Here is a 21,980-nt window from a genome sequence, read left to right on the forward strand (position 1 = left end):
ATTCAACGACGGCATTTCGCCGGTTGCGGCTGAGGAAAACCTTAAAATACTGTCCGGGATTAGTTGACCACTACAACAGGCTTATTTCACGGCCCCAGCGCCTCGAACTAACCAGCCATCTATACTCCCCATTGCGCTTCTTCTTATAAGCAGATTCATTTTTGCACACTGGTTTTAGCCCTTGTGCTGACTTTCTCGAAAATGGTCTTCAGCAATCTATTAAGGCTTCTTTCTTTTTAAGGTTAGCAGCCCATCCCGAAAAACATTTATCAACCAAGAGCTATCAAACACCCATGACAAGAAAGACATTAGGTTTAACCCGGAAACCAATCAAAGACGCCAAACCAGTGGCTGAGGAAGCCGAAGCTATGGTTGAGGTTGAGGCTGATCCGCAAAAACGTTTTTTGAACGGTGTGGCTATCAATCCAGCGCCGGGGATTCGCCTGGAGTCAGGTTCAGAAAAACTCACGGTGCGCGCGATGGATTTGATCACGCCGATCGGAATGGGGCAGCGAGGTTTGATAGTTGCACCGCCGGGGTCGGGAAAATCGACGATCTTAAAAGATATTTGCCAGGCGGTGGGAAAGGCGTATCCCGAGATTAAACTTTATGCGTTATTGATAGATGAGCGACCCGAAGAGGTCACTGATTTCAAGCGTAGCGTCCCGGCTGAGGTACACGCTTCTTCTTCGGATGAAAGCTATGCTCATCACGTTCGCGTTGCCGATGAGCTTCTTGATATCGCTCGCCAACAAGCTGGCGAGGGTCACAACGTCATGATTGTGATTGACTCTCTCACGAGGCTTTCGCGTGTGCATAATGCGGAGCGAAAGAGCAGCGGTCGTACTATGTCTGGCGGGGTTGATGCTAGAGCGATGGAGATCCCGCGGAGGTTGTTTGGCTCTGCACGAAACCTTGAGAATGGCGGCTCGCTGACCATTCTGGCAACCGTTCTGGTTGATACCGGCAGCCGTATGGACCAGGTTATATTTGAGGAATTCAAGGGCACGGGGAACATGGAGCTGGTTCTGTCCAGAGAGGTTGCGAATCAGCGCATCTTCCCTGCCCTGGACATTTCGAAAAGCAGTACACGCCGTGAAGAGCTGCTGTTGGACCCGAAAGATTTAGACAAAATAAGAGCGTTGCGCCGGGCGCTTGGCGGTCTCAAACCGCTAGAGGGCACAAAAAGGCTGGTTGAGCTGCTTGAGAAGTACCCCACAAATGCCGAGCTTCTCCAAAACATCCCCGGGACGCCCATCGTTTGAATCCGCCCTGCGCGGCTCCAAAATCGCCGAAAAAGCTCCGCGTTAAATGACAGACGACTATAAAGCGGATTAAGTTCGCAATGCCTCACGGCTTGGCCTAGTCTGGGTGGTCGGGTCGATTTTTGTCCCGTGCCGAATGAGAAGCCCATGAAAGACGAGATAGCACTGGCTGGCGACACCATCATGAGCGAGTTTGCCAGCTTTAATGACCTTGCCGAGATAGTTGTTGTCGTGATCAGGCTTTTGCTGGCCGGGCTTCTTGGCGGCCTTCTGGGTTTTGAACGGGAACAACGGGGAAAGGCTGCCGGGCTACGTACTCATATGCTGGTTTGCATGGGCGCAGCCTTGTTCATCCTGATTCCACAGACAGCCGGAATATCCGACTCGGAAATGAGCCGTGTTATCCAGGGTGTTATTACAGGGATCGGTTTTCTGTGCGCAGGCACCATCATTAACGGGAACGACGAGCAACGTGCCAGCGGGCTGACCACGGCAGCAGGCATCTGGTTTACCGCGGCGATAGGCGTTGCGGTGGGCCTGGGTCGCGAAGCGACAGCAATAGTATGTACATTGCTGGCTTGGATCGTACTCTACGTGGTGCCGATGATTTCGGGCTCCAGGCGCTCGGATGCAAGCGAAAAGGATAGTGACAGCTAGTATCCCGAAGCGGGAGGAGGCCGGTGCTCATGGACGTAGGAAGGGTCTGCTACATTGCGGCTTCGCCTCCCTTTCGCAGCCACGCATCCCTCTCCTGTGCGCTACACTCCAGGCAGCAGTTCACCCCTCTAATACCATTACGGGAGGACGACTATGCCGGACTACGAACTCTATTATTGGGACCTTCCCTTTCGCCGCAATTTTATCCAGCTTTTGCTGGAGGAGGTTCGGGCGGATTATCGGAAGCTGGATGCCAGCGAGGTCTACCCTGACAGCAACCTGAGCCTCCATTACCCCGGGATGGCACCACCGTATCTTTACGACTGCAGGGCCCAGCTCTGGTTCGCCCAGATGCCGGCAATTCTCATGCATCTGGCGAAGGCGTACCATTTTCTTCCCGATGAAGCTGAGCAACACACCCTGGCCCTGAAGGTGATTCTGGACTGCAACGATGTTCTCATGGAAATCACCAACCACAATGGCATGGTGATGTGGGAGGAGGACACATGGAAGGAGTTCCGGGCCCATCGTCTGGCCGATTGGATGACCATCTTTGAAAAGACAGGTCAGGCGCATTCCCTCAAGCCGGAGACGGGCTATCTGCTGGGCACCAGGCTCACGGTGGCCGATATTGCGACTGCTGCACTGTTCGGTTCCCTGGTCCACAGCTTTCCGGAACTCGCCAGCGATTTGGAACACCACGCCCCCAGGGTGGCGAACCTCTGCCAACGTATGGAAAGCCGCCCCTCTATAGGTGCTTTTCTGGACAATCAGCGGCGGGAATTGGGTAACGCTTACTGTGGTGGTCAGATTGAGCAGTCTTTGCGGGACGTCATACGGTAGTTCCTGCTTGGAGAGCGCGTTGTCGCCAAGGCGGAGCCCCTTTTGCCGCTTTGGTTGTTCACAATGGCAAAGTTATTGGAAAACCGGGACACCCATTAGCCAGCCTGATCCAGTTAGACGTCATGCTCAGCCCTTGCCAGTACCAGTAGTGCATGTAATGGCGAAATATTGATGGATTTGCCGGCAAACCGGTATATCAGCCTGTCTTTCTGTGAGATGCATCTCGACCACTAGCCTGATAGGTTGTGTTTGAGTGGTTCGGGTTTGCCGGTGCCAGCGGATGGATCTTCAGACCGGCCAGCCTCGAACGCACTGGCAATCCTGTTCCGTGACCGAGGAGAAGCACTTGCGCCTTGTTTTGACACTGGTTTTGGTTCTCGCAACCCTCGCGACGGCGGGGTATGCCCACTGGCAGCTATACCGTCAGGTAAAGCCGCTTCCTCAGCGCTTGCTTGGCCACATACTGTTGGTTTTGGTGGCGGCCAGCTTTGCCTGGGTTATCTCAGGCGTCTACATGCGCGCTGAAGAAGGCGGCGGTCTGGCGGCCTTTTTAACGGCCTTTGGGGTGGCCCACGCGCCACCGGCCATCGTGCTGTTCCTGAAACAACTGGAAAAGCGATAAAATTTACCACGTGCTCGAGGTATGAGAAGAATAAGCGGTTGTGTGCGGCAGAATTTCGGTCAGATAGAGAGGCATATACGGCGGCCAAAGCAGATTTTATACGGGAGGTATTGCGGAGGCTCTGGCTGGTCAGGAACTGAAAAGCGGAACAGATCTAATCTACACTGTTGGAGAGAAGGCTCAGCCACACAGGCAGTTTTTCGACAACCTGTTGGACCGGCTGGGCTATACTTGACCGATATGAATCACCAAATCCCCCTGAACTATGCCCGTTGATCTGAAAGCGCTTTACCCCAAACTGACCAATTTGTTGCTGGACGCTGTCTTCGTAGTCGATCAGGATGACCAGATCGTCTTTGTGAGCGATGCGTGTGAGGCACTGCTCGGGTATCGTGCCGATGAGCTGGTGGGCACGCGGATCACCGACTATGTGCATCCCGATGATCTTGCGGACACACGAGCATCCATTGTTCGAGTTATGGAGGGCCAGCCCCACAACGACTTCTGTAACCGTTATATCCACAGAGATGGCACTATTGTCTACATCCTCTGGTCTGCCCGTTTATCCGAAGATGACGGTGTGCGAATCGGTGTAGCGCGGGATGTGACGGCCCTGAGGCAGGCCGAGGAGAAACTGCGTTTCCTCGCCCATCACGACCCATTGACAGGGCTTACCAACCGATCATTGTTCCATGATCGACTCGAGTCGGCCATGCGCGTAGCCCATCGTCACCAGAGCAGTCTGGCTTTGCTGTTTCTGGATCTCAACGACTTCAAGCACATCAATGATACCCATGGACATGCCATGGGTGATCGGGTGCTCTGCGTGATTGCCGGGCGGCTGGAAGGCTGTGTTCGAGACACGGACACGGTGGCCCGGATGGGTGGCGATGAATTCACTGTGTTGTTGACCGACATCCAGTCGGCGGAAACCGTTTCCAAAAAGGTGGAGCAAATCATCGCAGCCGTCACCGCGCCCTTGGGTGCCGAATTCGGCAATATCAAAACGCCGTCCTGCAGTATCGGCGTGGCCTGTTATCCAGCGGACGGGGAGGACGCCGACACCCTGTTGAACCATGCTGATGACAACATGTACCGGCTGAAACGGCGACGTACGTAATCCTGACTGACGAGCTGCACCGGGGTAAGTCCATAGCCTCTGAAGCTGCAAAGAAAGTGCTCGATTATGGTTTTGAGAAACCGGGACAGCTCTATTTTGTGAATCCGCAACCCTATGAGTTCAGCAAACCCTGGAAAGTACCTCAGAAACAACCTCGGCCAGAGTTTTCTGGCCTCCCCTTTCCAGGCCCCGGTGAAGGCCTGGGCACTGGTGCCAGTGTTTGCAATCATAGCGGTGTCCGTTGGTTTCGGTGCCGGTTTGTTTCGATTCGGGTGGCTGGATTCGCCAATCACTCCCGTGCTCCCCATCCTATTGTTTGTGTTCCCGTCGCTGCTCGAAGAGGCTTTCTTCAGGGGTGTACTGATACCGCGAAACATATCGGCGTCTGGGCACGTAAAGGCTGCCTGGAGTGTGGCCATCAGCACACTGGTATTCGTTGTGTGGCATCCACTCAATGCGCTGGCGTTTAACCCCACGGCTATTCCTCTTTTCCTGGATCCGTGGTTTCTGGTTATCGTATGCGCTATGGGGGTTACCTGTGGCTACGCTTATGTGCTTTCCCGGTCTATCTGGGTACCGGTGATCATTCACTGGGCTGCGGTGACGGTTTGGGTGCTTTTTCTTGGCGGCAGAAATCTTGTGCTGGAGTTGTAGCCTTTTGCCCGAGAAAGCGGAACAAATCTACTCTACACTGCTGATTGCCCTGAGCCCCTGAGAGGACAAAAATGACAGCCTACGTAATCGGCCAGATCACCGTTAAAGACCCAGAAAAATGGGCGGAATACCGCAGCCAAGTTCCCGAAACACTGGCGCCTTGGGGTGCCGAACTGGTACTCCGCGGCACGCGGGCAACAGTGCTGAGCGGGCAACACCCTCACACGGATACCGTGGTTATCAAATTCCCGAACATGGAGGCCGTGGTTGAATGGCACAACTCCGCCTCGTATCAGGCACTGGTCCCTCTGCGTATACAGGCAGCAGAGGTCGATTTGGTCAGCTATGAAGCCGATTCTTAGAGGGCAAGAAGCACTGATTCACTCTGGCAGCAGGTCTCTTGAATGAATACGGATATCTCGATCCAGAAAGGAACACCTGAACACCTATCTGCTATACACGACCTCGTCCTGGAATGGGGTTACTCCGCCAACGAGTCTCAGACTGGAGCCTGGCTTGAGGCGCTGCTGGCATCGCCGAACCATCAGGTATTTGTGGCCGTTTCAAATGCCTCAGTGGTTGGGTGGGCCGTCGCAGAAAGGCGTATTTCTCTCGGCGAGCTGTTTACGTCCGAAATCACTGGGCTGGTTGTGAGCACCCGTGCCCGACGGGCCGGTGTCGGGAGGTTGCTCGTTCAGGCTGTTGAGGACTGGTCCCGCACCAAGGGGCTCTCACGGGTTGTGGTGCGATCCAATGTAAGTCGTTCGGAGTCCCATGGGTTTTATCCGTCTATCGGTTTTGAGCTTACCAAGACGGCCCATGTTTATATAAAAGATCTTGAAGGGTCCACGCTATGAAATGGTTCTTCAGCTACCTGGTATCGCTTTACTTTCTCTGGCGGGCCATTGATCTTGAGGCGATGGTGGCGAAGGAATGGGCAGCCCTGGCGTTCGATGCCGCTCTCCGGGCCAGAAAATCAACTGTTAATGGGGCGTTGGTTTAGAGGTTTCCAACGCGATGCAGCACACTGGGCCTCAGATGACGCCGCTTGACCCAAACAGTCGCGGCTCCTGGTCCCACAACCAGTCTCGCGTAATCGTCGGGGGGGAGTCTCAGCCAGGATTGAGGTTCGTAGTCTTCGCCGTCAACGGTGAGTGTCCCATCAACCACCAGCATTTCGAAGCCCCCGGGGTCCCCTATCCTGACCGACGCCCCGGGCGCTATGGTTTCAAGTTGAACTGTCTCCCGCTCATCTTCGAACAAGGGTGAGACGGCAACATCCGGCCTCTCGGGATCGGTTATGCGGCCGATTCTGTTCGTATCGATCCTGACGAACGTGCGATCGGCAGGATCAAACTGGTGCAGTTTCACGAACATCAGGCAGCCTTGCTCAGCCCCGGGGGTATGGCGGGACGTCGGCGGGTTGCGCACGTAGGTTCCCGCCGGATAATCGCCATGCTCGTCCTGGAAAACCCCATGCAGAATCAGAAACTCTTCACCGCCGTCATGGGTGTGGGGTGAGAATGCACTGCCCTTCGCGTAGCGCACCAGGGAGGTGGCTCGCGCCACCTCGTCTCCAATCCGGTCGAGCATCCGCCGGTCGACACCGGCCATGGGGGACGGAATCCAGTCCTGGCGCGCTCCGTGAACCACTGCGCGTTGGTTGAAGTCCGCATTGATCAGCATCGGATGCCGTTTCCCCAACCGGTCGCGAAATCCAGACTATTCACATGGAAGGCGGCCAGACAAAGTCGGGCCGCAGCCCCGCATAAACGGGACGACCATCATCAGGACGAGGCGCGCCCGTGGACTCGTCAAAAAACGCATGGTAAGTCGGGGGCAGGCTCTCCGGATCGTGCCCCATAAGGTTCGGAACAATTGCGCGGATTCGTCTTTGCTTGTCATCCAGCATGATGGGTGTGCCACAGGTTGCGCAGGTACACAGCTCGAGTGGTCCATCCGGATTCTGATCGTTGAAAGGTTGTCGGTCCAGGCCTTCCAGATTGTCCACTGTCAGGTCACGGTGGTTGAAGAAGACGACATGGGTCGACTCTTGCCCGGTGACACGTTTACAAACAGAACAATGGCAGGTGTGGTTGTCTATCGGATCATTACTTGAATGGGTGTGGATATGCCCACAACCCCCGGCATATTTCTTTGACATGGCTCATTCCCCTCTTGTTGAGGTTATACGCCGTGGATCCCCGGAAAGGGATCCTGAAGCTCAAAGTATGGAACCTTGCAGCGTATGCCACAAGGGCCGTTAAGACCGGGATTCAAAAAAACCGGGTTGATAGCGATGACTTTATTCGTTGAGAAAAGAATTGGTTCTATACTCATTGTTCACAACCTACAGTCAATCGGGAGATCGCGATGGCTGAGCAGAGTTCGAGTGATCTTCTGACGACCGGGGTGCATGCTGACATTGAAGCCATTGAGGAAGCGTTTGTCGCCCAATGGACGAATTACGGACATGCGCCCGGCGGGGTGTTCCACGAGGAGGATGACCTGGTATGGACAGAAGCGCCTGTGCCTCAGCTTCCATACAACGCCGTACTCCGCACTCGCCTGGGGAGCGATGCCGCAGAGCGCATCGAGCAGGTGCTGAGCCACTTTCACCAGCGCGCCGTGGAATTTCTGTGGCTGGTCCACCCCACGGCGCAGCCCGCCAACCTGGCGGAACAACTCACCGCACAGGGGTTGTCGCTCGTGGAGAACGCCACCGGCATGGCGCTGGACCTCACGACATGGAGCGCCCCTTCAGGCACGCCGCCGGGGCCCATTGCTTATCGCGAGGTGAAGGATCAAGAGAGCTTGCGAGACTTCGAAGAGCTAATGGCCGCGTACTGGGAACTCCCCTTAAAGAGTCGCCCGTATGCGTTTGAGATGAACCGGTCCGCGTACACGTTGGGCGGTCGCGGGGTCCGGTGGGTCGCTTACCATGATAACCAGCCGGTCGGCAAAGCCTATTTGTCGTACCTTGGCTGCGAAGACACGGCAGCCATCTTTGGGGTTTACGTGCGGCCAAATGCGCGAGGCTATGGGATTGCAAGCACGCTCACCACGTTGGCCATCTCTCGGGCCGTTGCGCTCGGACGGAAGCGCGTAGTCCTCCACTCCTCGGAGATGGCGGTTAAGATCTACCAGCGGCTGGGGTTCATCGGGTGCTGTACTATGCCTATGTACGCAACCACCGCTCTGCACGGCATTCAGCCTATATAGGCGAGACATACTTCGTGCCAATACTGAACACAACTCAACATTGAGGCAAAGGATCGAATGGTGTGTATCACGATGGCCTGATGACAGAATGGCTTAGCCCACAAACTTCAACTAAGCTTTCTTAACTGGGTACCCAATAGCCCGCCCCTGGCTGTCCCGGCGGACTTTCAATCGACATGGCCTCTGCGGGACAACACTTCCCGCAAGGGAGGATTGGAGGACTTGCTCATGCCTGCATACTCTCCATTTCATAACGATGGACAAAATCCAACAGCCTCCGGGGAAACCGAGAACCTCAGCGATATCTTCAAGTCCTTTTTCGAGATTGAGGTCGCCACCACCGAGGAAATGATCAATAAAGTCTTTGAAGTCCGGTACCAGGTTTACTGTATCGACAGACCCTTTGAAGACCCGAGTCAATTTCCCGACAAAAGGGAACATGATGCTTACGATCCGCGCTCGGCTCATGCCTTGATCCGGCACCGGAGAACCGGAGATAGCGTCGCAGTTGTTCGACTCGTCATGGCGGGCGATAACCCGGAGCAGTCACACTTCCCAATGGAAGGGCCTTGTATCCACAGAATGAGCCAGCAAGCCCAGGACACGATTGCGGCGACTCCCCGGCAGCACATGGCCGAGATTTCCAGAATGGCGGTAAGTCGGGAATTTCGCCGGCGCCTCAACGAACAAGAATCACCCACTGGCGTTACCGACCAAACCTGCTACGCCGATGCCGAGGACGGCAGACGCGCCATGCCCTATATCAGTCTGGGCCTGTTCGCCGCTATTCTGCGGATGTCAGTCAAACACAATGTGACGCACTGGATGGCGGTAATGGAGCCGGCCCAATTGCGTCTGTTAAAGCGTTTTGGTGTGGAGTTTGACCACGTCGGACCGGTAATGGAGTTTCACGGCCTCCGCCGGCCCGCCTTCACCGAAGCGGCATCCCTGATCAATGGCATCCTTCGGCGTCGCTCGGATGTCTGGGAGTTGATCACCGAATCAGGTCGTTATTTGCCCCCCATACCCGTCAATCGGTGAGCTTGTTTCAATTCGGGTGGCTGGAATCTTTTGTAACCTTTTGCCCGAAAAGCGGAACAGATCTACTCTACACTGCTGATTGCCCTGAGACCTTGAGAGGGTAAAAATGACAGCTTACGTAATCGGCCAGATCACCGTTAAAGACCCAGCCAAGTGGGAAAAATACCGCAGCAAGGTACCTACCACTCTCGCTCCCTGGGGCGCCGAACTTGTACTCCGTGGCGGGCGTGGTGGCTTTCCGGCGTGCCAGAACCACGGTAGACCCTCGCACGCCCGAGGCTCAGAGGGAAGTTCACAAACTCATTCAGCAGCATAACAGCAGACCTGGTTGCGCCCCTGCTCCTTGGCCTTATAGAGGGCCTCATCCGCCAACTGGATAACCCGCTCCGCGTTGCGGGCGTCTTTGGCCTTGGTCTCGGCAACACCCACGCTGATGGTTACCGGCACCACTTCTACCTCTATTTGGAACCGGAGGTTCTCCACCGATTCTCTCAGGCGCTCGGCCACAACCCGGGCGCCTTCTGTGTCGGTATTGCTCAGCAGAACAATAAATTCTTCACCGCCATAGCGGGCCAGGGTATCTCCGGCCCGGGAAATGCACAAATTCAGGGCCCTGGCCACCAGCTTGAGACACTCATCGCCAGCAATATGCCCGTAGGTGTCGTTGAAGTGCTTGAAGTGATCAATGTCCAGCATGATCACACTGAGCGGGGTCTGCTGACGCTGGGCGCGCCGGTATTCCTCGTGGTAGCGCTTGACGAAATAGTGTCGGTTGTACAGCCGGGTAAGCTGATCGGTGTTGGAGACATCCTCAAGGAAGCGGTTGACGGTTTCCAGCTCATTTAATGTGGCTTCCAATTCCCGGGTTCGCTCGGCCACCCGGATTTCCAGTTCCTCGTTGACCGACTTCTGGGTTTCCAGCAGCTCCTCCTGGGCTTTCTGAGCTAGCCTTGAAGATTCCAGTGCGTCTTTCTGGGCCTGAAAGCGCGCGGCCCGCTCCTGGGTAATACGGTCGCCCAGGGCGAAGGAGAGCAGCAGTACCTCGATGACGGCGCCTATCTGAGCGGCGTTGGCGGTAACGGCGTTCCAGGGCAATACACCGAACTTGCTCAGGGCCAGGGCTGAAGTGCCCAGCAGTACGACCACCCAGGCCAGCACAAAATAGCGGGCATGGCGGAAGCCCTTGATCCACATGCGGGAACTGATAAACAGCACCATCCCCATGATCAATATGCCGTGCAGTGAAACCAGCCGGATGGCCGTGTCATAGGGCAGAAACAGCGTCAGCACCGCCAACAGGCAACTGATGGCCAGCATGGCACGAAGCAACAGAAAGGCTCTCCGGCCATGCTGCCGCAATTTCAGGAAGGAGTTGGTAAACAGCAGTGTGGCAACACCGGTGGCAGCGACTAAAAAGGCAACCGAGGTTTCGTTCCAGGCCACCGCCCGGGGCCAGAGAAACTGGTAGGCATCTCCATGGAGCGAGGCCATAAACAGGGTGAAAACCCCAACAAAGCCGATGTAATAGAGGTAGCTGCGATCGCGGACCACGAAAAACAGAAACAGGTTGTAGAAGAACATCACCAGCATGCTGCCGTAGTAGAGGCCGGAGACCAGGGATTCCAGGCGGGCGTGTTCGGTGAATGCCTGCGGGTCCCAGTGCATGGGTGCAAACTGCATGGAACCGTCAGTCTGTACACGGGCAAAAAACTCGGTGGGCTCGCTGTCACTCAGGCGTACCGGGACCACAAACTGGCGGTCTTGCAGGGGACGTTCAGCAAAAGGCAGGTCTGCCCCCATTTCAATGTGCTTGACCAGTTCCCCACCGCGCACGACGTAGAGATCGATGCGATTCAGCAGGGATTCGGGAATATGCAGGTAACGCTTGACCTGGTCCGGGGAAGGAACCGCATCCGCGGTAAACCGGTACCAGTAGGGGGTGCTGGTAAAACCGAAGCTGAGGTTTTCAGTATCGGAACGGGTCCAGTCAAGGTTGCCCTCGGCAGCCTGCAGCTGCTCCAGGGTGTCGAACCGATGTTCCTCATCGCTTAGCCACCAGGTTTCCAGCCCCATCGGAACCCGGTCCGGCAAACCGTTTTCAGCCGCCAGTACCTGCAGTGCCAGGCAGGCCCCGGCAACCAGTGTTATCAATATTTTCATGAGTCCAAACTGAGCCAGTTGTTCCTGAATGAATTCAGGGTACTAAAACGAAACCCGTCGCCAACAGTGTAGCCAATACACTCAGCCCGCCACCCGCAGGTGGTTGATCACGGGATGGCGCTTTCGCGGCTTTGCGTTCTTCGAAAAACTGGGGCAGTTTTATTTTCCATTGAAGTGCCAATTTCAATGACAACCAATCATGCTAATCTGGTCGCAAATAACCTGAACCATCCAAGGCATAACCAATGCGCAAGAACATTCTGATTACCGGTGCCAGCACCGGCCTCGGTGAAGGCATGGCCCGCGAATGGGCTGCCAAGGGCTGCAACCTTGCACTCTGTGCGCGACGGGCGGACAAGCTGGAGGCGTTGCAGCAGGAATTGCAGCAGGCCTACCCCGATATTCGGGTGCTGGTCCGGGGCCTGGATGTGTGTGACTACGATCAGGTGTTCGAGGTTTTCAGGGGGTTCCGGGATGAGCTGGGCAGTCTTGACCGCGTGGTTGTGAATGCGGGCATCGGCAGTTCCCAGCCGATTGGGCGTGGGCACTTCGCCGCCAACCGTCAGACGGCGGAAACCAACTTTATCGCCGCCATTGCCCAAAGCGAGGCGGCCATGGAGATTTTCAGGGAACAGAACAGCGGGCATCTGGTGCTGATGTCTTCGGTCAGCGGCATTCGCGGGTTCCGTGGCCCTATCAATGTGTACGCTGCCACCAAGGCCGCCGTGGCTTCATTGGCTGAGGGCCTGCAATTGGATACCAAGGGTAAACCTATTAACGTCAGCAACATTCTGCCCGGCTACATCCTCACGGATATCAACCGCGACACGAAGAATGCGCCCTTCCGGGTGGACCTGGAAACCGGCGTCAAAGCACTGGTGAAAGCCATCGAATCCGAAAAACGCCGCGCCTATGTGCCCTGGTGGCCCTGGACGCCGCTCAGCTATGTGTTGAAGGCCCTGCCCTTTGGGTTGTTTGCAAGGGCCATGTGAGCGGATTCCGCCTTCCTGATGTGCCCGGCTCTACGAATGTCTTGAAGAGATAAAGAATGATTGACCGCAAATATCACAGAATTGTGTTTTCGTTTTTCATGTCACTGTTGATGTCCTGCATCATGTCGCTGGTGATCAGTGTTTATAACGTGGGTTGGGTCAGCGATATCATTTCAATCTGGCTGAATGCCTGGCTTTTTGCCTTTGCAGTCGCTTTTCCCACTATAATTTTGGTGTCGCCAGTGGTTCATATGTTGGTCAGCCTGATTTTGAAGGAAGAAAGTGATTGAGAGTACGAGCAGTTTTCCGGACTGGCGCACTCCAGGGAAAGGGGCAGGCGAAGCTTTACAATACTTTTGCAGAGATTGGAGAACGCTATGGCAGGTGGTTGGTCCCGGGATGGCGCCGTTCAGGATCAGATTGACGCGAGTATTGAGGACGAAGTGCAACGTGCTCGGAGCCAATTGGCCAGCGGTGAGAGTGCCACCCATTGCGAAGAGTGTGACAGCCCTATTCCAGAAGCGCGCCGCAAAGCGATTCCTGGGGTGCGGCTTTGCATTACGTGCCAGGCCGCGCTGGAGAGGCAGGACACGTCTCCAGGCGGCATTAATCGCCGTGGCAGCAAGGATAGCCAGCTCCGGTAACTCAATGTTTTGCCAGGCGCCGTATCATCGCCCGGACAAACTCCTGCCGGGCCCGGCGCTGGTCCCGCTTTACCTGCTCAATATTGATGCCACCCAGCCCATTCCGATATCTGGGCGGTATGCTTCCTTCGAATGAGTCGTCAGCGCTCCGGTCTGATATCTCATCCTTCTCGCGGAGGGTGAACGGATTGACGCCGTGAAAGTATGTCTTCTCTGTTGAAATTAACATGTCTCTCTCCTCCCTGGCGCTGCAGCTGTAGCGGGGCGCCGTGGTTGTCAAATGAGTTCAGGTACATGCTAATATTGTTCTAAACTGCAAACTATTCCCTAAAACCGAGTACAGACTTTGCAAAAACGAACAGGTAAAAATTCCGGAAAACCCTCGGTTGCTGAACAGCGAACCCGGAGCAATCTGGCGTGGAATGATTTTGAGCTGGTACTCGCCATTGCGAATGCGGGCTCCCTGTCTGGCGCATCACGGGCATTGGGCGTGAGCCATGCCACGGTGTTCCGGCGGCTCGGTGATGTTGAACAGCGCCTGGGCGTGATTCTGTTTGAAAGAGGCCGGACGGGTTACCGGCCAACGCTGGCAGGGGAAGAACTCGCGGACACCGCCAGGGTGATGGATGAGGCCGCTTTGGCCGCCGAACGTAAAGTCGCCGGGCGGGACCTGGAGCCCAGTGGCGAGATCTGGACCACCACCACGGATTCGTTGCTGATGGGGCTGCTGGCACCCCTGTTCACGCAATTCAGGCATAAATACCCTGCCATCGTGCTGGATGTCGCTGTCTCCAACCAGTTGTTCAACCTCACCCGCCGGGAGGCGGACGTTGCCATTCGCCCATCGAACCGCCCACCGGAAAACCTGATCGGCCGGCCACTGACCACCATCGGCCAGGCTGTTTACGGGCACAGAGACCTTGGCCTGACCCCGGGTGCGTCCATAGAGACCCTTGCCAGCCAGCCCTGGATTGGTGCCGGGCCGCGGCTGCAGGATTCAGCGGTGGACCAGTGGATGAGCAATAACGCGCTGAAGCAAGCCTGTGTCTACCGCGTGGATACCCTGGTCAGTATCCTCAGTGCTATTCGCTCAGGCATGGGGCTGGCTGTGCTGCCCTGTTATCTGGGGGACGAAGACAGGGACATCATCCAACTGACGGACCCCATCCCCGAGCTGGAATACGGCCTGTGGTTTCTAATGCATCCGGACCTGCGGGGCGTGGTGAGGATTCATGCCCTGATGGACTTTCTGACTGAGACCGTCCGGGCGCAGAAGCATCGCCTGGCCGGGCAGATTTTAAGCTAGAATGTGGCCTTCCAGGCTCTAACCCCATGCCTGCCCTTCTTCTGAGCTTCATCCTGATGCCCCATTGAGTCAGGCTGCAATAACCTACACTATCAGGGAAACGACTGTTCTCCGCAAAGAAGGCAAACACTATGCAGTGCGCCCTGGTTTATGATTTCGACGGTACCCTCGCCCGCGGTAACTGCGCCGAACATGGCCTGATGCCTGCCCTGGGTTTAAACGAGCATTCCGATTTCTGGCCTGAAGTGAACCGAAAGAACTATGCAAGGGATGGGGATGAAATTCTCACCTACCTCGGCGAACTGGCCAAGCGCGCAAGGGACATGGGCAAGCACAATGAGTTGACGCCTGAAAGTCTCCGGATGCACGGCCAATCCATCCCCCTGTTCCCCGGTGTGGAGGACTGGTTTGACGCCATCAATCGCTTTGCCAGCGACCAGGGTATTGCCCTGAGCCATTACATCGTTTCAAGCGGGCTGGAGGAGATGATTCGCGGAACGCCAGTAGCGAAGCATTTCAAGAAGATCTTCGGGTGCCGCTACCACTACGACGAAGGCACCGGGCATGCCAAATGGCCCGCCGTTGCCATCGACTACACCACCAAAACCCAGTACCTCTTCCGCATCAACAAGGGCATTGAGAACAGCTGGGATAACATAAAAATCAACGAATACACCGAACCCCACGAGCGCCCGTTCCCCTTCGACCACATTATCTATTTTGGTGACGGCGATACGGATATTCCGGCCATGAAGATGGTGAAGACTCAGGGAGGCTGCAGCCTTGCGGTGTTCGACAGCGATAAGTGGGGCGAGCAGAACACCCAGGAGAAGATCGAGAAGCTGATTTCCGAGGAAAGAGCGAATTATGTGGTGCCGGGGAATTACACCACCGGCAGCCAGCTGGATGTGACTGTCCGGGGCATCCTCCGGCTGTATAAGCGAAAACACGGCTAACTCACCACATAATCGGCGCCCGGCTCCATAACATTACCCTGGAAAGGTTTGGGCCGATGACTGCTTTATATGAACTGGCAACCCCCCTACCCGAGGCTGAGCGCAATGCCAGACTCTACAGGGGTGAATTGATCATTTTCCGCGGTTTTGATTCGGTGGCTCAGCTTACCGATCAGTTGCGCGCCCATTGCACAAGTCATCTAGGCAATGACCCAACTTGCGCCCATCAATCGATGTCGTCCACCGAAATTGAGCAGGCCGCCGAGGCTTTGCGCGCTGCCGTCAGAAAGGACAGTGATGCGGCCCTGACCTGGCGGCAGGTGCTTTCCGCCATCAATACGGATCTCGACGAAACCTACGGTGACGGCATTGTCACTCGTGTCCAGCCACCCAGTTCCGGTGTGCAAGGCGGGCGAATCGAACCGCTTCGCGCCCACCGGGATACCTGGGGCTCCAATCTACCGGCACAAATTAATTGGTGGGCGCCAATCTACGACACCACACCAGAAAGAACGCTCGCACTTTTTCCCGGTTTATTTACGCGGATTGTCGAGAACGACAGCGCTGAGTGGAATTTCCAGGACATGGTGCAGGCGCACCGGACGAAAAGCACCCGCAGTTACCCGCTTCTTCCAACAGCAACCAACAGACCAAGTTGGGACGACGCCCTTGTGGTAAGCCTGTTGCCCGGTGATCTTCTTTGCTTTTCAGGTGCCCACCTGCACGCGAGTGTTCCCAACACGACGAGTCTGACGCGGCTCTCTTTTGAGGCGAGGACCGTGAATCGCAGCGATATGGCTGCGGGCTTGGGCGCACCCAACGTTGATGGCTCGGCGCCGTTCATAACCTCTCAGATTTTTCGGCATCTCAAGAATGGGCAGAAGTTGGGGGAGATAGCGAGAAGATAGTTTTTACAGACCCCCATTCTCCCGCTATCTTGACCCTATTCGTTCTGAAAGCCCCTTCATCCAGAAACTGCCTGCTCAATTGGTTTTTCTGGGTTGAGCCAACGGATGAGACCCAGGACAGTTCACATGGAAACCACTACCACTGAAAACAACCCCCTGTTCTGGCGGGACGCCCGCATGTCCCATGTGGAGTTGCGCAAGGTCGCGGATGGTCGCAAGGTCTGCTATGCCCCTCACAGCCACACCCAATGGTCGATCGGCGCCATCACCAGGGGCAAGAGCACGTTTCAGTACCGGACGGATCATTACAGGATTCATGCTGGTGATCTTGTGCTGATGAATCCGGAATGGGTTCACGCCTGCAATCCCATCGACAATCAGCCGTGGGCGTACCTGATGCTGTATGTGGATACCGGGTGGCTGACGGATTTGCGGTTCCGGGCGGGCTTGTTGCCACAGCCTGAGTGGCAGGATATCTCTACGGCCACGATATCGGATCCACTCTGGTATGAACGCTATTGCCGCATGGCGGACTGCCTTCTTGATCCCCATCGAGATCTGCTGGACAAGCAAACGGAGGTGGTGGAGTTCCTGTCAGACCTGATGCATGAGCTGGCAAGGCAGCCGGAGGTGCGGGAACCAAAGGCACCACAGGCTCTGGTGGCGCTGGCCCACTATCTGGATGACCACGCGGCTGAAGACCTCTCGCTGGATACTCTTTGCGAAATCTCGGGTTACAGCGCAGGCCACCTGATTCGCGCGTTCAGGCAATATTTTGGCCTTACGCCCCATGCCTATCTTGTAAACCGGCGCATACAACTCGGGCGCTGTGAATTAAAGAACGGCGTGCCCATTGCTGAAGCGGCCCTGAACGCAGGCTTTGCAGATCAGCCACACTTCCAGCGCGCCTTCAAGCGGCTGATGGCGGCAACCCCGAACCAGTACCGGCGCCCCTCATCCGATCACGAGATACAGGCAACTGGCGGCGAGCAGTAAGGCGAGTGTCCGGTTTACGGTAACCAGCACCACTGGCCGCTGAACATACCGGCGCAGGAAGGCACCGGCGTATACCCAGCAGGCCAGCGACAGCCAGCAGATGGGCAGGTACAGGCTGGCGAATAGCAGAATCTGTTGCAGGTCGTTGGCGCTGGTGTACGCACCGATACCGGAAGCCGAGGCCAGCCAGGCCTTGGGGTTGAGCCACTGCATCAGTGCCCCCGTGCCGAAGCCGGGCGCCTTGTCAGTGCCATTCTCTGGCAAGTGGCCACTGTCCATGGCCAGCTTCACGCTCAGGTAAAGCAGGAAGGCAACGCCGCCCCACCGCAGCAACTCCTCGACCACAGGCACCATCGTCAGCAGCGAGTAAAGCCCTAATCCCACGGCAATGAACAATGCGATGAAGCCAAGCGTCGCCCCGGTGACAAAGATCAGTCCCCGGGAAACCGGATAACGGGTACCGCTGCTCAGGCAGACAAGGTTGACCGGCCCCGGGGATATGGAGGCCGCCAAGGCAAAGGCGGACATGGGCAGAATCAGGGAAAGGCTCATGGGTGGTATTCTCCGTTCAGGCTTAGAAGCGGAGTTTGCCCTGAACGTGGGTATGGGTATTGAACAAAATTGAGGTTACCCCGACCTTCCGTGGCCTGTTCAATACCCCCAGCCGGGAGATCATACTCCCGGGGCCTTCATGGCAGCTATCAGGCGCGTGCTTCCAGAACGATATTGAATGGCGTCTCTGCCGCCCTGCGCACCTTCCGGAAACCTCCCTTCTTGATCACTTCCGTCAACTTGCACTCCCCCGCCTGGGCACCAAGCGCGAGGCCGGTCTTTTGCGCCAGCGCCGTAGGAACACAGATACTGGTTGAGGCAGCGTAGAACAACCGCCCGACCGGGTTGAAGTTATCACTGAGCTCATCGGCGGCCATGGGCTCAACCACCATCCAGGTACCACCCGGCTTGAGCTTTTCAAAGACGTGCGCGGCCGTGCCGACCGGATCACCCATATCATGCAGGGCATCAAAGCAAGTCACCAGATCGAAATCGCCCTCCTCGAAATCGCTTGCGGTTGCCTGTTCAAAGCGTACCCGTTGTGGGTCCAGGCCATGCTCGTCACGATGCGCGTTGGCGTCATCAATGGAGCCCCCGTGGAAGTCATAACCGATAAACGTCGAGTTGGGAAACGCAGTTGCCATCAGCAGCGTGGAGTGGCCATGACCGCAGCCAACATCGGCTACCCTGGCTCCGCGTTGAAGCTTTTCTACCACACCATCCAGCGCTGGTAGCCAGCTCTGGACCAGGTTGTGCACGTAACCGGGGCGGAAGAACTTGGCCACCGCACAGAACATGCAATGTGCCTGGTCACCCCACGCGACGCCCTCACCCGTCCTGAAAGCCGCTCTCACCTTGGGTTCGTTCTCAAAGGTGGTGAAGGCGTTCTCGAAGCCCCCGATCATGTAGACCGGACTGTCTTCATCCGCGAACACCATGGCCTGCTCCGGAGGCAAACGGAAACGTTTGGTGGCCTGATCGTAGGCCAGGTAATTCGAGGCCGCATGGTGGGCCAGCCATTCGCGTAAGTAGCGCTCGGAATAGCCGGTTCGCTCGGCAAGCTCTGAGGAGGTTGCGGGTCCTCCACTCTGCAACTCCCGATACAGGCCGAGCCGATCGCCAATCTTGACCAGCGCCGCGCTGTAAGCGCCACCGAGGTCCCCCAGAACCTGCCCCACAAAGGCATTGAGTTTGTTTTCGTCGAATACTTGAGTCGCTTCCATGATCTTTCTCCCGGATCTTTTAGAGGTATGAGCCTGTCGCGGCAGGCAACTCTATAGTGAGGGGGTTGGCGATCTGGCTGAATGACCAACCGCCCGGCGTGTATGACTGATCTACCGAGTCTGTTGTACCGACCGCTCACGGCGCCAGGTTGCGGGGGGCTGGCCAACGGCACGTTTGAAGGATCGGCTGAAGGCTTCTTCCGATTCGTAGCCCACTTCTTGGGCGATGGTGGCCACTTTGGCATTGCTTTCCACCAGCAGGTTGGAGGCAACCTGCATGCGCCAGCATCTCAGGTACTGCATGGGAGGCTGCCCGACCAGTTCGACAAACCGGTCCTGCAGTACCGAGCGTGAAAGACCGGCATGGCTGGAAAGCTTTTCCAGCGTCCATGGCTTTGCCGGCTGGCTGTGCATCAGGCTGAGGACCCGGCCAACATGCCTATCCCGCAGTGCCGAGAGCCATCCGGTCTCACCTATTGGCAGTGTGCTCAGATGAAGCCGAACGAGATCCACGAACATCATCTCGCTCATCCGTTCCAGGACAACTTCGCCACCGGGTCGCCCCTTGAGGGACTCCGTTTCTGCAAGTCTGGCGAGCTGTCCGGCCCAGCTGTCTTCTGATAACTCGCTGGCACAGGCGTGGATGACCTTTGGGAGTGCCGAAAGCAAGGGATTGAAAGGGCCACGATCGCAGCCCAGAAAGCCGCACAGCAATGTGGCGGTAGGTGGAGACGATTCGGTTTCAGTTCGAGGGGCTACCGGCCGAACACGCTTGTCATCTTCCTGGCGAACCATAAATGGTAAGCCGGAGCGCTGCTTCAGATTTGCAATCAGGAATGGAAGATCCGGTTCTGCTCGCAACCCGGGAACGCTGGACATCACGTGGGCATCACCGTGGGGAAAGAGAACAACATCTCCCGCGTTCATCAGGAACGGTGGTTCTCCTGTTATACCCGCCCAACAGTTACCGCCCAGTACAACGTGGTATTCCATCAGATGTTCAGACCCTGGCATGACAGCACTGGCAATCAATGCGGAAGCAGGCGCCTCGGTAACCCAGGCCCCTACACATTCAACATTGAAAAACAGTGCTCCGCGCAGGCGAACACAGCGAAGCAACCCGGAAAGCACATCCTCGCTCATGGTGGTTGCTCCGGTCATTATCCTGATGCGCGAATCCGCGATGGAATGTCTGATCAGATTCTATTCAAGCACAACCGGCGCAGGAAAGCGCTTTATTAGTAAGGAATATACTCCACCTAGTAAGGAATATACTCCACCTCATCCCCCACCACCTTCGCAAAGCGCCCTGCCCGCCAGTCTTCTCTTGCCTGGTCAATACGTTCCTTTCGTGAGGACACGAAATTCCATTCAATAAATCGCCGCCCCAGCGGTTCGCCGCCTATCAAGGCAATGCGGGTGTCTTCCGTGGCGGTGATGGAAACGCCCGGCTCCGGGGCAAATACCGTCATGCTGTGTGTTGGTAATTCAGAGCCATGTGCGCTCAGGGCACCTTTGGCAACATAAACCGCGCGTTCGGGTGCGTCAGGCAACGCCAGGGTCTGGCCGGGTTTGAGGATGGCTTCCAGGTAGAGGGTTTCACTGAACTGGAGTACCGGGGATGTCACACCGTAGGCGCTTCCGATCATTACACGTACCGGAACATCACCAACGTCAATCGCGGGGATGTCATCGCTTGGGTAGTGGTGGAAAGCGGGTTCGGTTTCTTCGTGTTCTTCCGGCAGGGCCAGCCAAAGCTGAAGGCCATGTAACCGTCGCTCTGTGGCGGTGCTCTCCGGGCGTTCACGTTCGGAGTGCGTGATGCCCCGGCCGGCCACCATCAGATTGATGTCGCCGGGCCGGATCGGCTGAAGGCTGCCGACGGAATCCCGGTGCAGTATCTCGCCGTCAAACAGGTAGGTTACCGTGGCGATGCCGATGTGGGGGTGCGGGCGCACGTTGATGCCCCCGCCTGCGGGAAAATCCGCCGGCCCCATTTCATCAAAGAATATCCAGGGGCCAACCATTTTCCGTTTGGCAGTGGGGAGAAGGCGGCGCACGGAGAAACCGCCCAGGTCCGCCACGCGTGGGCTCAGTATGATCTCAATAGCGCTGCAGGGTGCATCGATGGCATCACAGCGTTGCTCCGCAGATTGCAGTACGTTACTCATGGCTTCGCTCCTTTGCAGGTAAACCACACATTAAATAGTGGCAATTGTGCCCCTGGGGCCTTGAAGGTACTCCCAGCAATCCTAAGACATGGCCTTAGGGGAGGCTTATTCGTTAATCGCCCCCCTGTAGTATATTTTTCTATTTTAAAAATATAGAGAAGGAGCACGTTATGAAAGCTCAATTGACGACACTTCTCGCACTATCTTTAGCCAGTTCCATGTCATTGGCGGGAACCAGCTTTACATTCCAGGACGCCAATGATGACGGTAAAATTTCGAAGGACGAGTACTACAGCACGTTGAGCGATGCTGGTGTTTACTCAGACTGGGATCTCGACAACGATGGTTTCATCAACGAGACCGAGTTTGACGAAGTCGGCTTTGACTACGATTTCGCAACTTGGGACGTTGACGACAATAACTATCTGGACGCTGGCGAGATCTACGATAGTTATTATGACACCTATGACGACGATGAAAGTGGTCATTGGAACGTTGGAGAGTGGGACGACGCAGGTGACGAAGGCTACTTTGATGTTTAAGCTCCTGTAGCCCTTTCCCTCACCACCACGGTGAGTTCACTTCCCGGCTTGGCGGGGGCCGGTTTCATCCGGTTCCGAAGCCGGGGAGCTCTATTTCCCGGAAGCC

The 21,980-nt window shown here is 56.3% G+C and carries 28 protein-coding genes; 20 read left to right on the top strand and 8 right to left on the bottom strand.

Features of this window, described 5'->3' with window-relative positions; translation table 11 throughout:
* Window positions 1-161: 161 nt before the first annotated feature.
* The 9 genes from rho (at window position 162) to NLU14_RS19430 (ending at window position 6,164) form a co-directional block, all read left to right on the top strand.
* A complete protein-coding gene (gene rho, locus NLU14_RS19390; RefSeq protein WP_275709681.1) occupies window positions 162-1,265 on the top strand; it encodes a transcription termination factor Rho in 1,104 nt (367 codons plus the stop codon).
* A 147-nt stretch (window positions 1,266-1,412) separates the two neighbouring features.
* Window positions 1,413-1,922, top strand: a complete 510-nt coding sequence (locus NLU14_RS19395; protein ID WP_275709682.1) for an MgtC/SapB family protein — start codon at window positions 1,413-1,415, stop codon at window positions 1,920-1,922.
* 153 nt (window positions 1,923-2,075) lie between these two features.
* The gene (locus tag NLU14_RS19400; protein WP_275709683.1) at window positions 2,076-2,765 is read left to right on the top strand and encodes a glutathione S-transferase; all 690 of its coding nucleotides are present in this window, start codon (window positions 2,076-2,078) and stop codon (window positions 2,763-2,765) included.
* Window positions 2,766-3,045: 280 nt separating this feature from the next.
* Complete coding sequence (locus NLU14_RS19405) at window positions 3,046-3,387, top strand: hypothetical protein (RefSeq protein ID WP_275709684.1); 342 nt, start codon at window positions 3,046-3,048, stop codon at window positions 3,385-3,387.
* A gap of 265 nt (window positions 3,388-3,652) precedes the next feature.
* Window positions 3,653-4,507, top strand: coding sequence for a sensor domain-containing diguanylate cyclase (locus NLU14_RS19410; RefSeq protein WP_275709685.1), 855 nt, complete (start codon window positions 3,653-3,655; stop codon window positions 4,505-4,507).
* Window positions 4,508-4,621: 114 nt separating this feature from the next.
* Complete coding sequence (locus NLU14_RS19415; RefSeq protein ID WP_275709686.1) at window positions 4,622-5,161, top strand: CPBP family glutamic-type intramembrane protease; 540 nt, start codon at window positions 4,622-4,624, stop codon at window positions 5,159-5,161.
* Between the two features lie 71 nt (window positions 5,162-5,232).
* Window positions 5,233-5,523: a DUF1330 domain-containing protein gene (locus tag NLU14_RS19420; RefSeq protein WP_275709687.1), complete on the top strand. Its 291-nt coding sequence runs from the start codon at window positions 5,233-5,235 to the stop codon at window positions 5,521-5,523.
* Between the two features lie 42 nt (window positions 5,524-5,565).
* Window positions 5,566-6,018 (top strand): GNAT family N-acetyltransferase, encoded by a 453-nt coding sequence (locus NLU14_RS19425; RefSeq protein ID WP_275709688.1) that lies wholly within the window; start codon window positions 5,566-5,568, stop codon window positions 6,016-6,018.
* Window positions 6,015-6,164, top strand: a complete 150-nt coding sequence (locus NLU14_RS19430; RefSeq protein WP_275709689.1) for a hypothetical protein — start codon at window positions 6,015-6,017, stop codon at window positions 6,162-6,164. Before NLU14_RS19425 ends, NLU14_RS19430 begins: the two co-directional genes overlap by 4 nt.
* Here the strand turns inward: NLU14_RS19430 and NLU14_RS19435 are convergent.
* Both NLU14_RS19435 and NLU14_RS19440 read right to left on the bottom strand, forming a co-directional pair.
* Complete coding sequence (locus NLU14_RS19435; RefSeq protein ID WP_275709690.1) at window positions 6,161-6,847, bottom strand: cupin domain-containing protein; 687 nt, start codon at window positions 6,845-6,847, stop codon at window positions 6,161-6,163. The genes NLU14_RS19430 and NLU14_RS19435 overlap by 4 nt on opposite strands.
* A gap of 40 nt (window positions 6,848-6,887) precedes the next feature.
* A complete protein-coding gene (locus NLU14_RS19440; protein WP_275709691.1) occupies window positions 6,888-7,325 on the bottom strand; it encodes a GFA family protein in 438 nt (145 codons plus the stop codon).
* A gap of 209 nt (window positions 7,326-7,534) precedes the next feature.
* Between NLU14_RS19440 and NLU14_RS19445 the strand changes: the two genes are divergently transcribed.
* From NLU14_RS19445 to NLU14_RS19455, 3 genes are all read left to right on the top strand, one after another.
* Entirely contained in the window at window positions 7,535-8,383 is an 849-nt protein-coding gene (locus tag NLU14_RS19445) for a GNAT family N-acetyltransferase (RefSeq protein WP_275709693.1), read from the top strand.
* Window positions 8,384-8,611: 228 nt separating this feature from the next.
* A complete protein-coding gene (locus NLU14_RS19450) occupies window positions 8,612-9,424 on the top strand; it encodes a PEP-CTERM/exosortase system-associated acyltransferase (RefSeq protein ID WP_275709696.1) in 813 nt (270 codons plus the stop codon).
* A 106-nt stretch (window positions 9,425-9,530) separates the two neighbouring features.
* Window positions 9,531-9,740, top strand: coding sequence for a DUF1330 domain-containing protein (locus tag NLU14_RS19455; protein ID WP_275709698.1), 210 nt, complete (start codon window positions 9,531-9,533; stop codon window positions 9,738-9,740).
* Here the strand turns inward: NLU14_RS19455 and NLU14_RS19460 are convergent.
* Complete coding sequence (locus tag NLU14_RS19460; RefSeq protein WP_275709700.1) at window positions 9,725-11,584, bottom strand: diguanylate cyclase; 1,860 nt, start codon at window positions 11,582-11,584, stop codon at window positions 9,725-9,727. The genes NLU14_RS19455 and NLU14_RS19460 overlap by 16 nt on opposite strands.
* A gap of 245 nt (window positions 11,585-11,829) precedes the next feature.
* On the opposite strand from NLU14_RS19460, the gene NLU14_RS19465 reads away from it, so the two are divergent.
* The 3 genes from NLU14_RS19465 to NLU14_RS19475 all read left to right on the top strand — a co-directional run bounded on the left by NLU14_RS19465 (window position 11,830) and on the right by NLU14_RS19475 (window position 13,220).
* On the top strand, window positions 11,830-12,576 hold the full coding sequence (locus tag NLU14_RS19465) for an SDR family oxidoreductase (protein WP_275709702.1): 747 nt from the start codon (window positions 11,830-11,832) through the stop codon (window positions 12,574-12,576).
* Window positions 12,577-12,632: 56 nt separating this feature from the next.
* Entirely contained in the window at window positions 12,633-12,866 is a 234-nt protein-coding gene (locus tag NLU14_RS19470) for a DUF2798 domain-containing protein (RefSeq protein ID WP_275709704.1), read from the top strand.
* Window positions 12,867-12,953: 87 nt separating this feature from the next.
* Window positions 12,954-13,220 (top strand): DksA/TraR family C4-type zinc finger protein, encoded by a 267-nt coding sequence (locus NLU14_RS19475; RefSeq protein ID WP_275709706.1) that lies wholly within the window; start codon window positions 12,954-12,956, stop codon window positions 13,218-13,220.
* A gap of 1 nt (window position 13,221) precedes the next feature.
* Here NLU14_RS19475 and NLU14_RS19480 read toward each other — a convergent pair whose 3' ends face one another.
* Window positions 13,222-13,449 carry a hypothetical protein gene (locus tag NLU14_RS19480; protein WP_275709708.1) on the bottom strand — a complete coding sequence of 76 codons (228 nt, stop codon included), beginning with the start codon at window positions 13,447-13,449 and terminating at the stop codon, window positions 13,222-13,224.
* Window positions 13,450-13,566: 117 nt separating this feature from the next.
* On the opposite strand from NLU14_RS19480, the gene NLU14_RS19485 reads away from it, so the two are divergent.
* The 4 genes from NLU14_RS19485 to NLU14_RS19500 all read left to right on the top strand — a co-directional run bounded on the left by NLU14_RS19485 (window position 13,567) and on the right by NLU14_RS19500 (window position 17,386).
* Window positions 13,567-14,526, top strand: coding sequence for a LysR family transcriptional regulator (locus NLU14_RS19485; RefSeq protein ID WP_275709710.1), 960 nt, complete (start codon window positions 13,567-13,569; stop codon window positions 14,524-14,526).
* A 131-nt stretch (window positions 14,527-14,657) separates the two neighbouring features.
* The gene (locus NLU14_RS19490) at window positions 14,658-15,482 is read left to right on the top strand and encodes an HAD family hydrolase (RefSeq protein WP_275709712.1); all 825 of its coding nucleotides are present in this window, start codon (window positions 14,658-14,660) and stop codon (window positions 15,480-15,482) included.
* Window positions 15,483-15,538: 56 nt separating this feature from the next.
* Window positions 15,539-16,390, top strand: a complete 852-nt coding sequence (locus NLU14_RS19495; protein WP_275709714.1) for a phytanoyl-CoA dioxygenase family protein — start codon at window positions 15,539-15,541, stop codon at window positions 16,388-16,390.
* A 126-nt stretch (window positions 16,391-16,516) separates the two neighbouring features.
* Window positions 16,517-17,386 carry an AraC family transcriptional regulator gene (locus NLU14_RS19500; RefSeq protein WP_275709716.1) on the top strand — a complete coding sequence of 290 codons (870 nt, stop codon included), beginning with the start codon at window positions 16,517-16,519 and terminating at the stop codon, window positions 17,384-17,386.
* On the opposite strand, the gene NLU14_RS19505 is transcribed toward NLU14_RS19500, so the two are convergent.
* From NLU14_RS19505 to NLU14_RS19520, 4 genes are all read right to left on the bottom strand, one after another.
* Window positions 17,345-17,938 (bottom strand): LysE family translocator, encoded by a 594-nt coding sequence (locus NLU14_RS19505; RefSeq protein ID WP_275709718.1) that lies wholly within the window; start codon window positions 17,936-17,938, stop codon window positions 17,345-17,347. The two genes, NLU14_RS19500 and NLU14_RS19505, sit on opposite strands and share 42 nt — an antisense overlap.
* A gap of 149 nt (window positions 17,939-18,087) precedes the next feature.
* A complete protein-coding gene (locus NLU14_RS19510) occupies window positions 18,088-19,161 on the bottom strand; it encodes a class I SAM-dependent methyltransferase (RefSeq protein WP_275709720.1) in 1,074 nt (357 codons plus the stop codon).
* 111 nt (window positions 19,162-19,272) lie between these two features.
* Complete coding sequence (locus NLU14_RS19515; protein ID WP_275709721.1) at window positions 19,273-20,304, bottom strand: AraC family transcriptional regulator; 1,032 nt, start codon at window positions 20,302-20,304, stop codon at window positions 19,273-19,275.
* Between the two features lie 116 nt (window positions 20,305-20,420).
* Complete coding sequence (locus NLU14_RS19520; RefSeq protein WP_275709723.1) at window positions 20,421-21,332, bottom strand: pirin family protein; 912 nt, start codon at window positions 21,330-21,332, stop codon at window positions 20,421-20,423.
* A 218-nt stretch (window positions 21,333-21,550) separates the two neighbouring features.
* Between NLU14_RS19520 and NLU14_RS19525 the strand changes: the two genes are divergently transcribed.
* Window positions 21,551-21,874, top strand: a complete 324-nt coding sequence (locus NLU14_RS19525) for a hypothetical protein (protein ID WP_275709725.1) — start codon at window positions 21,551-21,553, stop codon at window positions 21,872-21,874.
* The last annotated feature ends 106 nt before the right edge of the window (window positions 21,875-21,980 follow it).

This window comes from Marinobacter iranensis (assembly GCF_029207565.1).
GTDB classification, from domain to species: Bacteria; Pseudomonadota; Gammaproteobacteria; order Pseudomonadales; family Oleiphilaceae; genus Marinobacter; species Marinobacter iranensis.

Coding starts and splice junctions, on each gene's coding strand:
- NLU14_RS19440 (WP_275709691.1), bottom strand. CDS start 7,325: ATGTCAAAGAAATATGCCGGGGGTTGTGGGCATATCCACACCCATTCA.
- NLU14_RS19460 (WP_275709700.1), bottom strand. CDS start 11,584: ATGAAAATATTGATAACACTGGTTGCCGGGGCCTGCCTGGCACTGCAG.
- NLU14_RS19435 (WP_275709690.1), bottom strand. CDS start 6,847: ATGCTGATCAATGCGGACTTCAACCAACGCGCAGTGGTTCACGGAGCG.
- NLU14_RS19475 (WP_275709706.1), top strand. CDS start 12,954: ATGGCAGGTGGTTGGTCCCGGGATGGCGCCGTTCAGGATCAGATTGAC.
- NLU14_RS19415 (WP_275709686.1), top strand. CDS start 4,622: ATGAGTTCAGCAAACCCTGGAAAGTACCTCAGAAACAACCTCGGCCAG.
- NLU14_RS19400 (WP_275709683.1), top strand. CDS start 2,076: ATGCCGGACTACGAACTCTATTATTGGGACCTTCCCTTTCGCCGCAAT.
- NLU14_RS19505 (WP_275709718.1), bottom strand. CDS start 17,938: ATGAGCCTTTCCCTGATTCTGCCCATGTCCGCCTTTGCCTTGGCGGCC.
- NLU14_RS19515 (WP_275709721.1), bottom strand. CDS start 20,304: ATGAGCGAGGATGTGCTTTCCGGGTTGCTTCGCTGTGTTCGCCTGCGC.
- NLU14_RS19470 (WP_275709704.1), top strand. CDS start 12,633: ATGATTGACCGCAAATATCACAGAATTGTGTTTTCGTTTTTCATGTCA.
- NLU14_RS19430 (WP_275709689.1), top strand. CDS start 6,015: ATGAAATGGTTCTTCAGCTACCTGGTATCGCTTTACTTTCTCTGGCGG.
- NLU14_RS19450 (WP_275709696.1), top strand. CDS start 8,612: ATGCCTGCATACTCTCCATTTCATAACGATGGACAAAATCCAACAGCC.
- NLU14_RS19420 (WP_275709687.1), top strand. CDS start 5,233: ATGACAGCCTACGTAATCGGCCAGATCACCGTTAAAGACCCAGAAAAA.
- NLU14_RS19490 (WP_275709712.1), top strand. CDS start 14,658: ATGCAGTGCGCCCTGGTTTATGATTTCGACGGTACCCTCGCCCGCGGT.
- NLU14_RS19520 (WP_275709723.1), bottom strand. CDS start 21,332: ATGAGTAACGTACTGCAATCTGCGGAGCAACGCTGTGATGCCATCGAT.
- NLU14_RS19500 (WP_275709716.1), top strand. CDS start 16,517: ATGGAAACCACTACCACTGAAAACAACCCCCTGTTCTGGCGGGACGCC.
- NLU14_RS19410 (WP_275709685.1), top strand. CDS start 3,653: ATGCCCGTTGATCTGAAAGCGCTTTACCCCAAACTGACCAATTTGTTG.
- NLU14_RS19510 (WP_275709720.1), bottom strand. CDS start 19,161: ATGGAAGCGACTCAAGTATTCGACGAAAACAAACTCAATGCCTTTGTG.
- NLU14_RS19465 (WP_275709702.1), top strand. CDS start 11,830: ATGCGCAAGAACATTCTGATTACCGGTGCCAGCACCGGCCTCGGTGAA.
- NLU14_RS19480 (WP_275709708.1), bottom strand. CDS start 13,449: ATGTTAATTTCAACAGAGAAGACATACTTTCACGGCGTCAATCCGTTC.
- NLU14_RS19495 (WP_275709714.1), top strand. CDS start 15,539: ATGACTGCTTTATATGAACTGGCAACCCCCCTACCCGAGGCTGAGCGC.
- NLU14_RS19455 (WP_275709698.1), top strand. CDS start 9,531: ATGACAGCTTACGTAATCGGCCAGATCACCGTTAAAGACCCAGCCAAG.
- NLU14_RS19405 (WP_275709684.1), top strand. CDS start 3,046: ATGGATCTTCAGACCGGCCAGCCTCGAACGCACTGGCAATCCTGTTCC.
- NLU14_RS19395 (WP_275709682.1), top strand. CDS start 1,413: ATGAAAGACGAGATAGCACTGGCTGGCGACACCATCATGAGCGAGTTT.
- NLU14_RS19525 (WP_275709725.1), top strand. CDS start 21,551: ATGTCATTGGCGGGAACCAGCTTTACATTCCAGGACGCCAATGATGAC.
- NLU14_RS19445 (WP_275709693.1), top strand. CDS start 7,535: ATGGCTGAGCAGAGTTCGAGTGATCTTCTGACGACCGGGGTGCATGCT.
- NLU14_RS19425 (WP_275709688.1), top strand. CDS start 5,566: ATGAATACGGATATCTCGATCCAGAAAGGAACACCTGAACACCTATCT.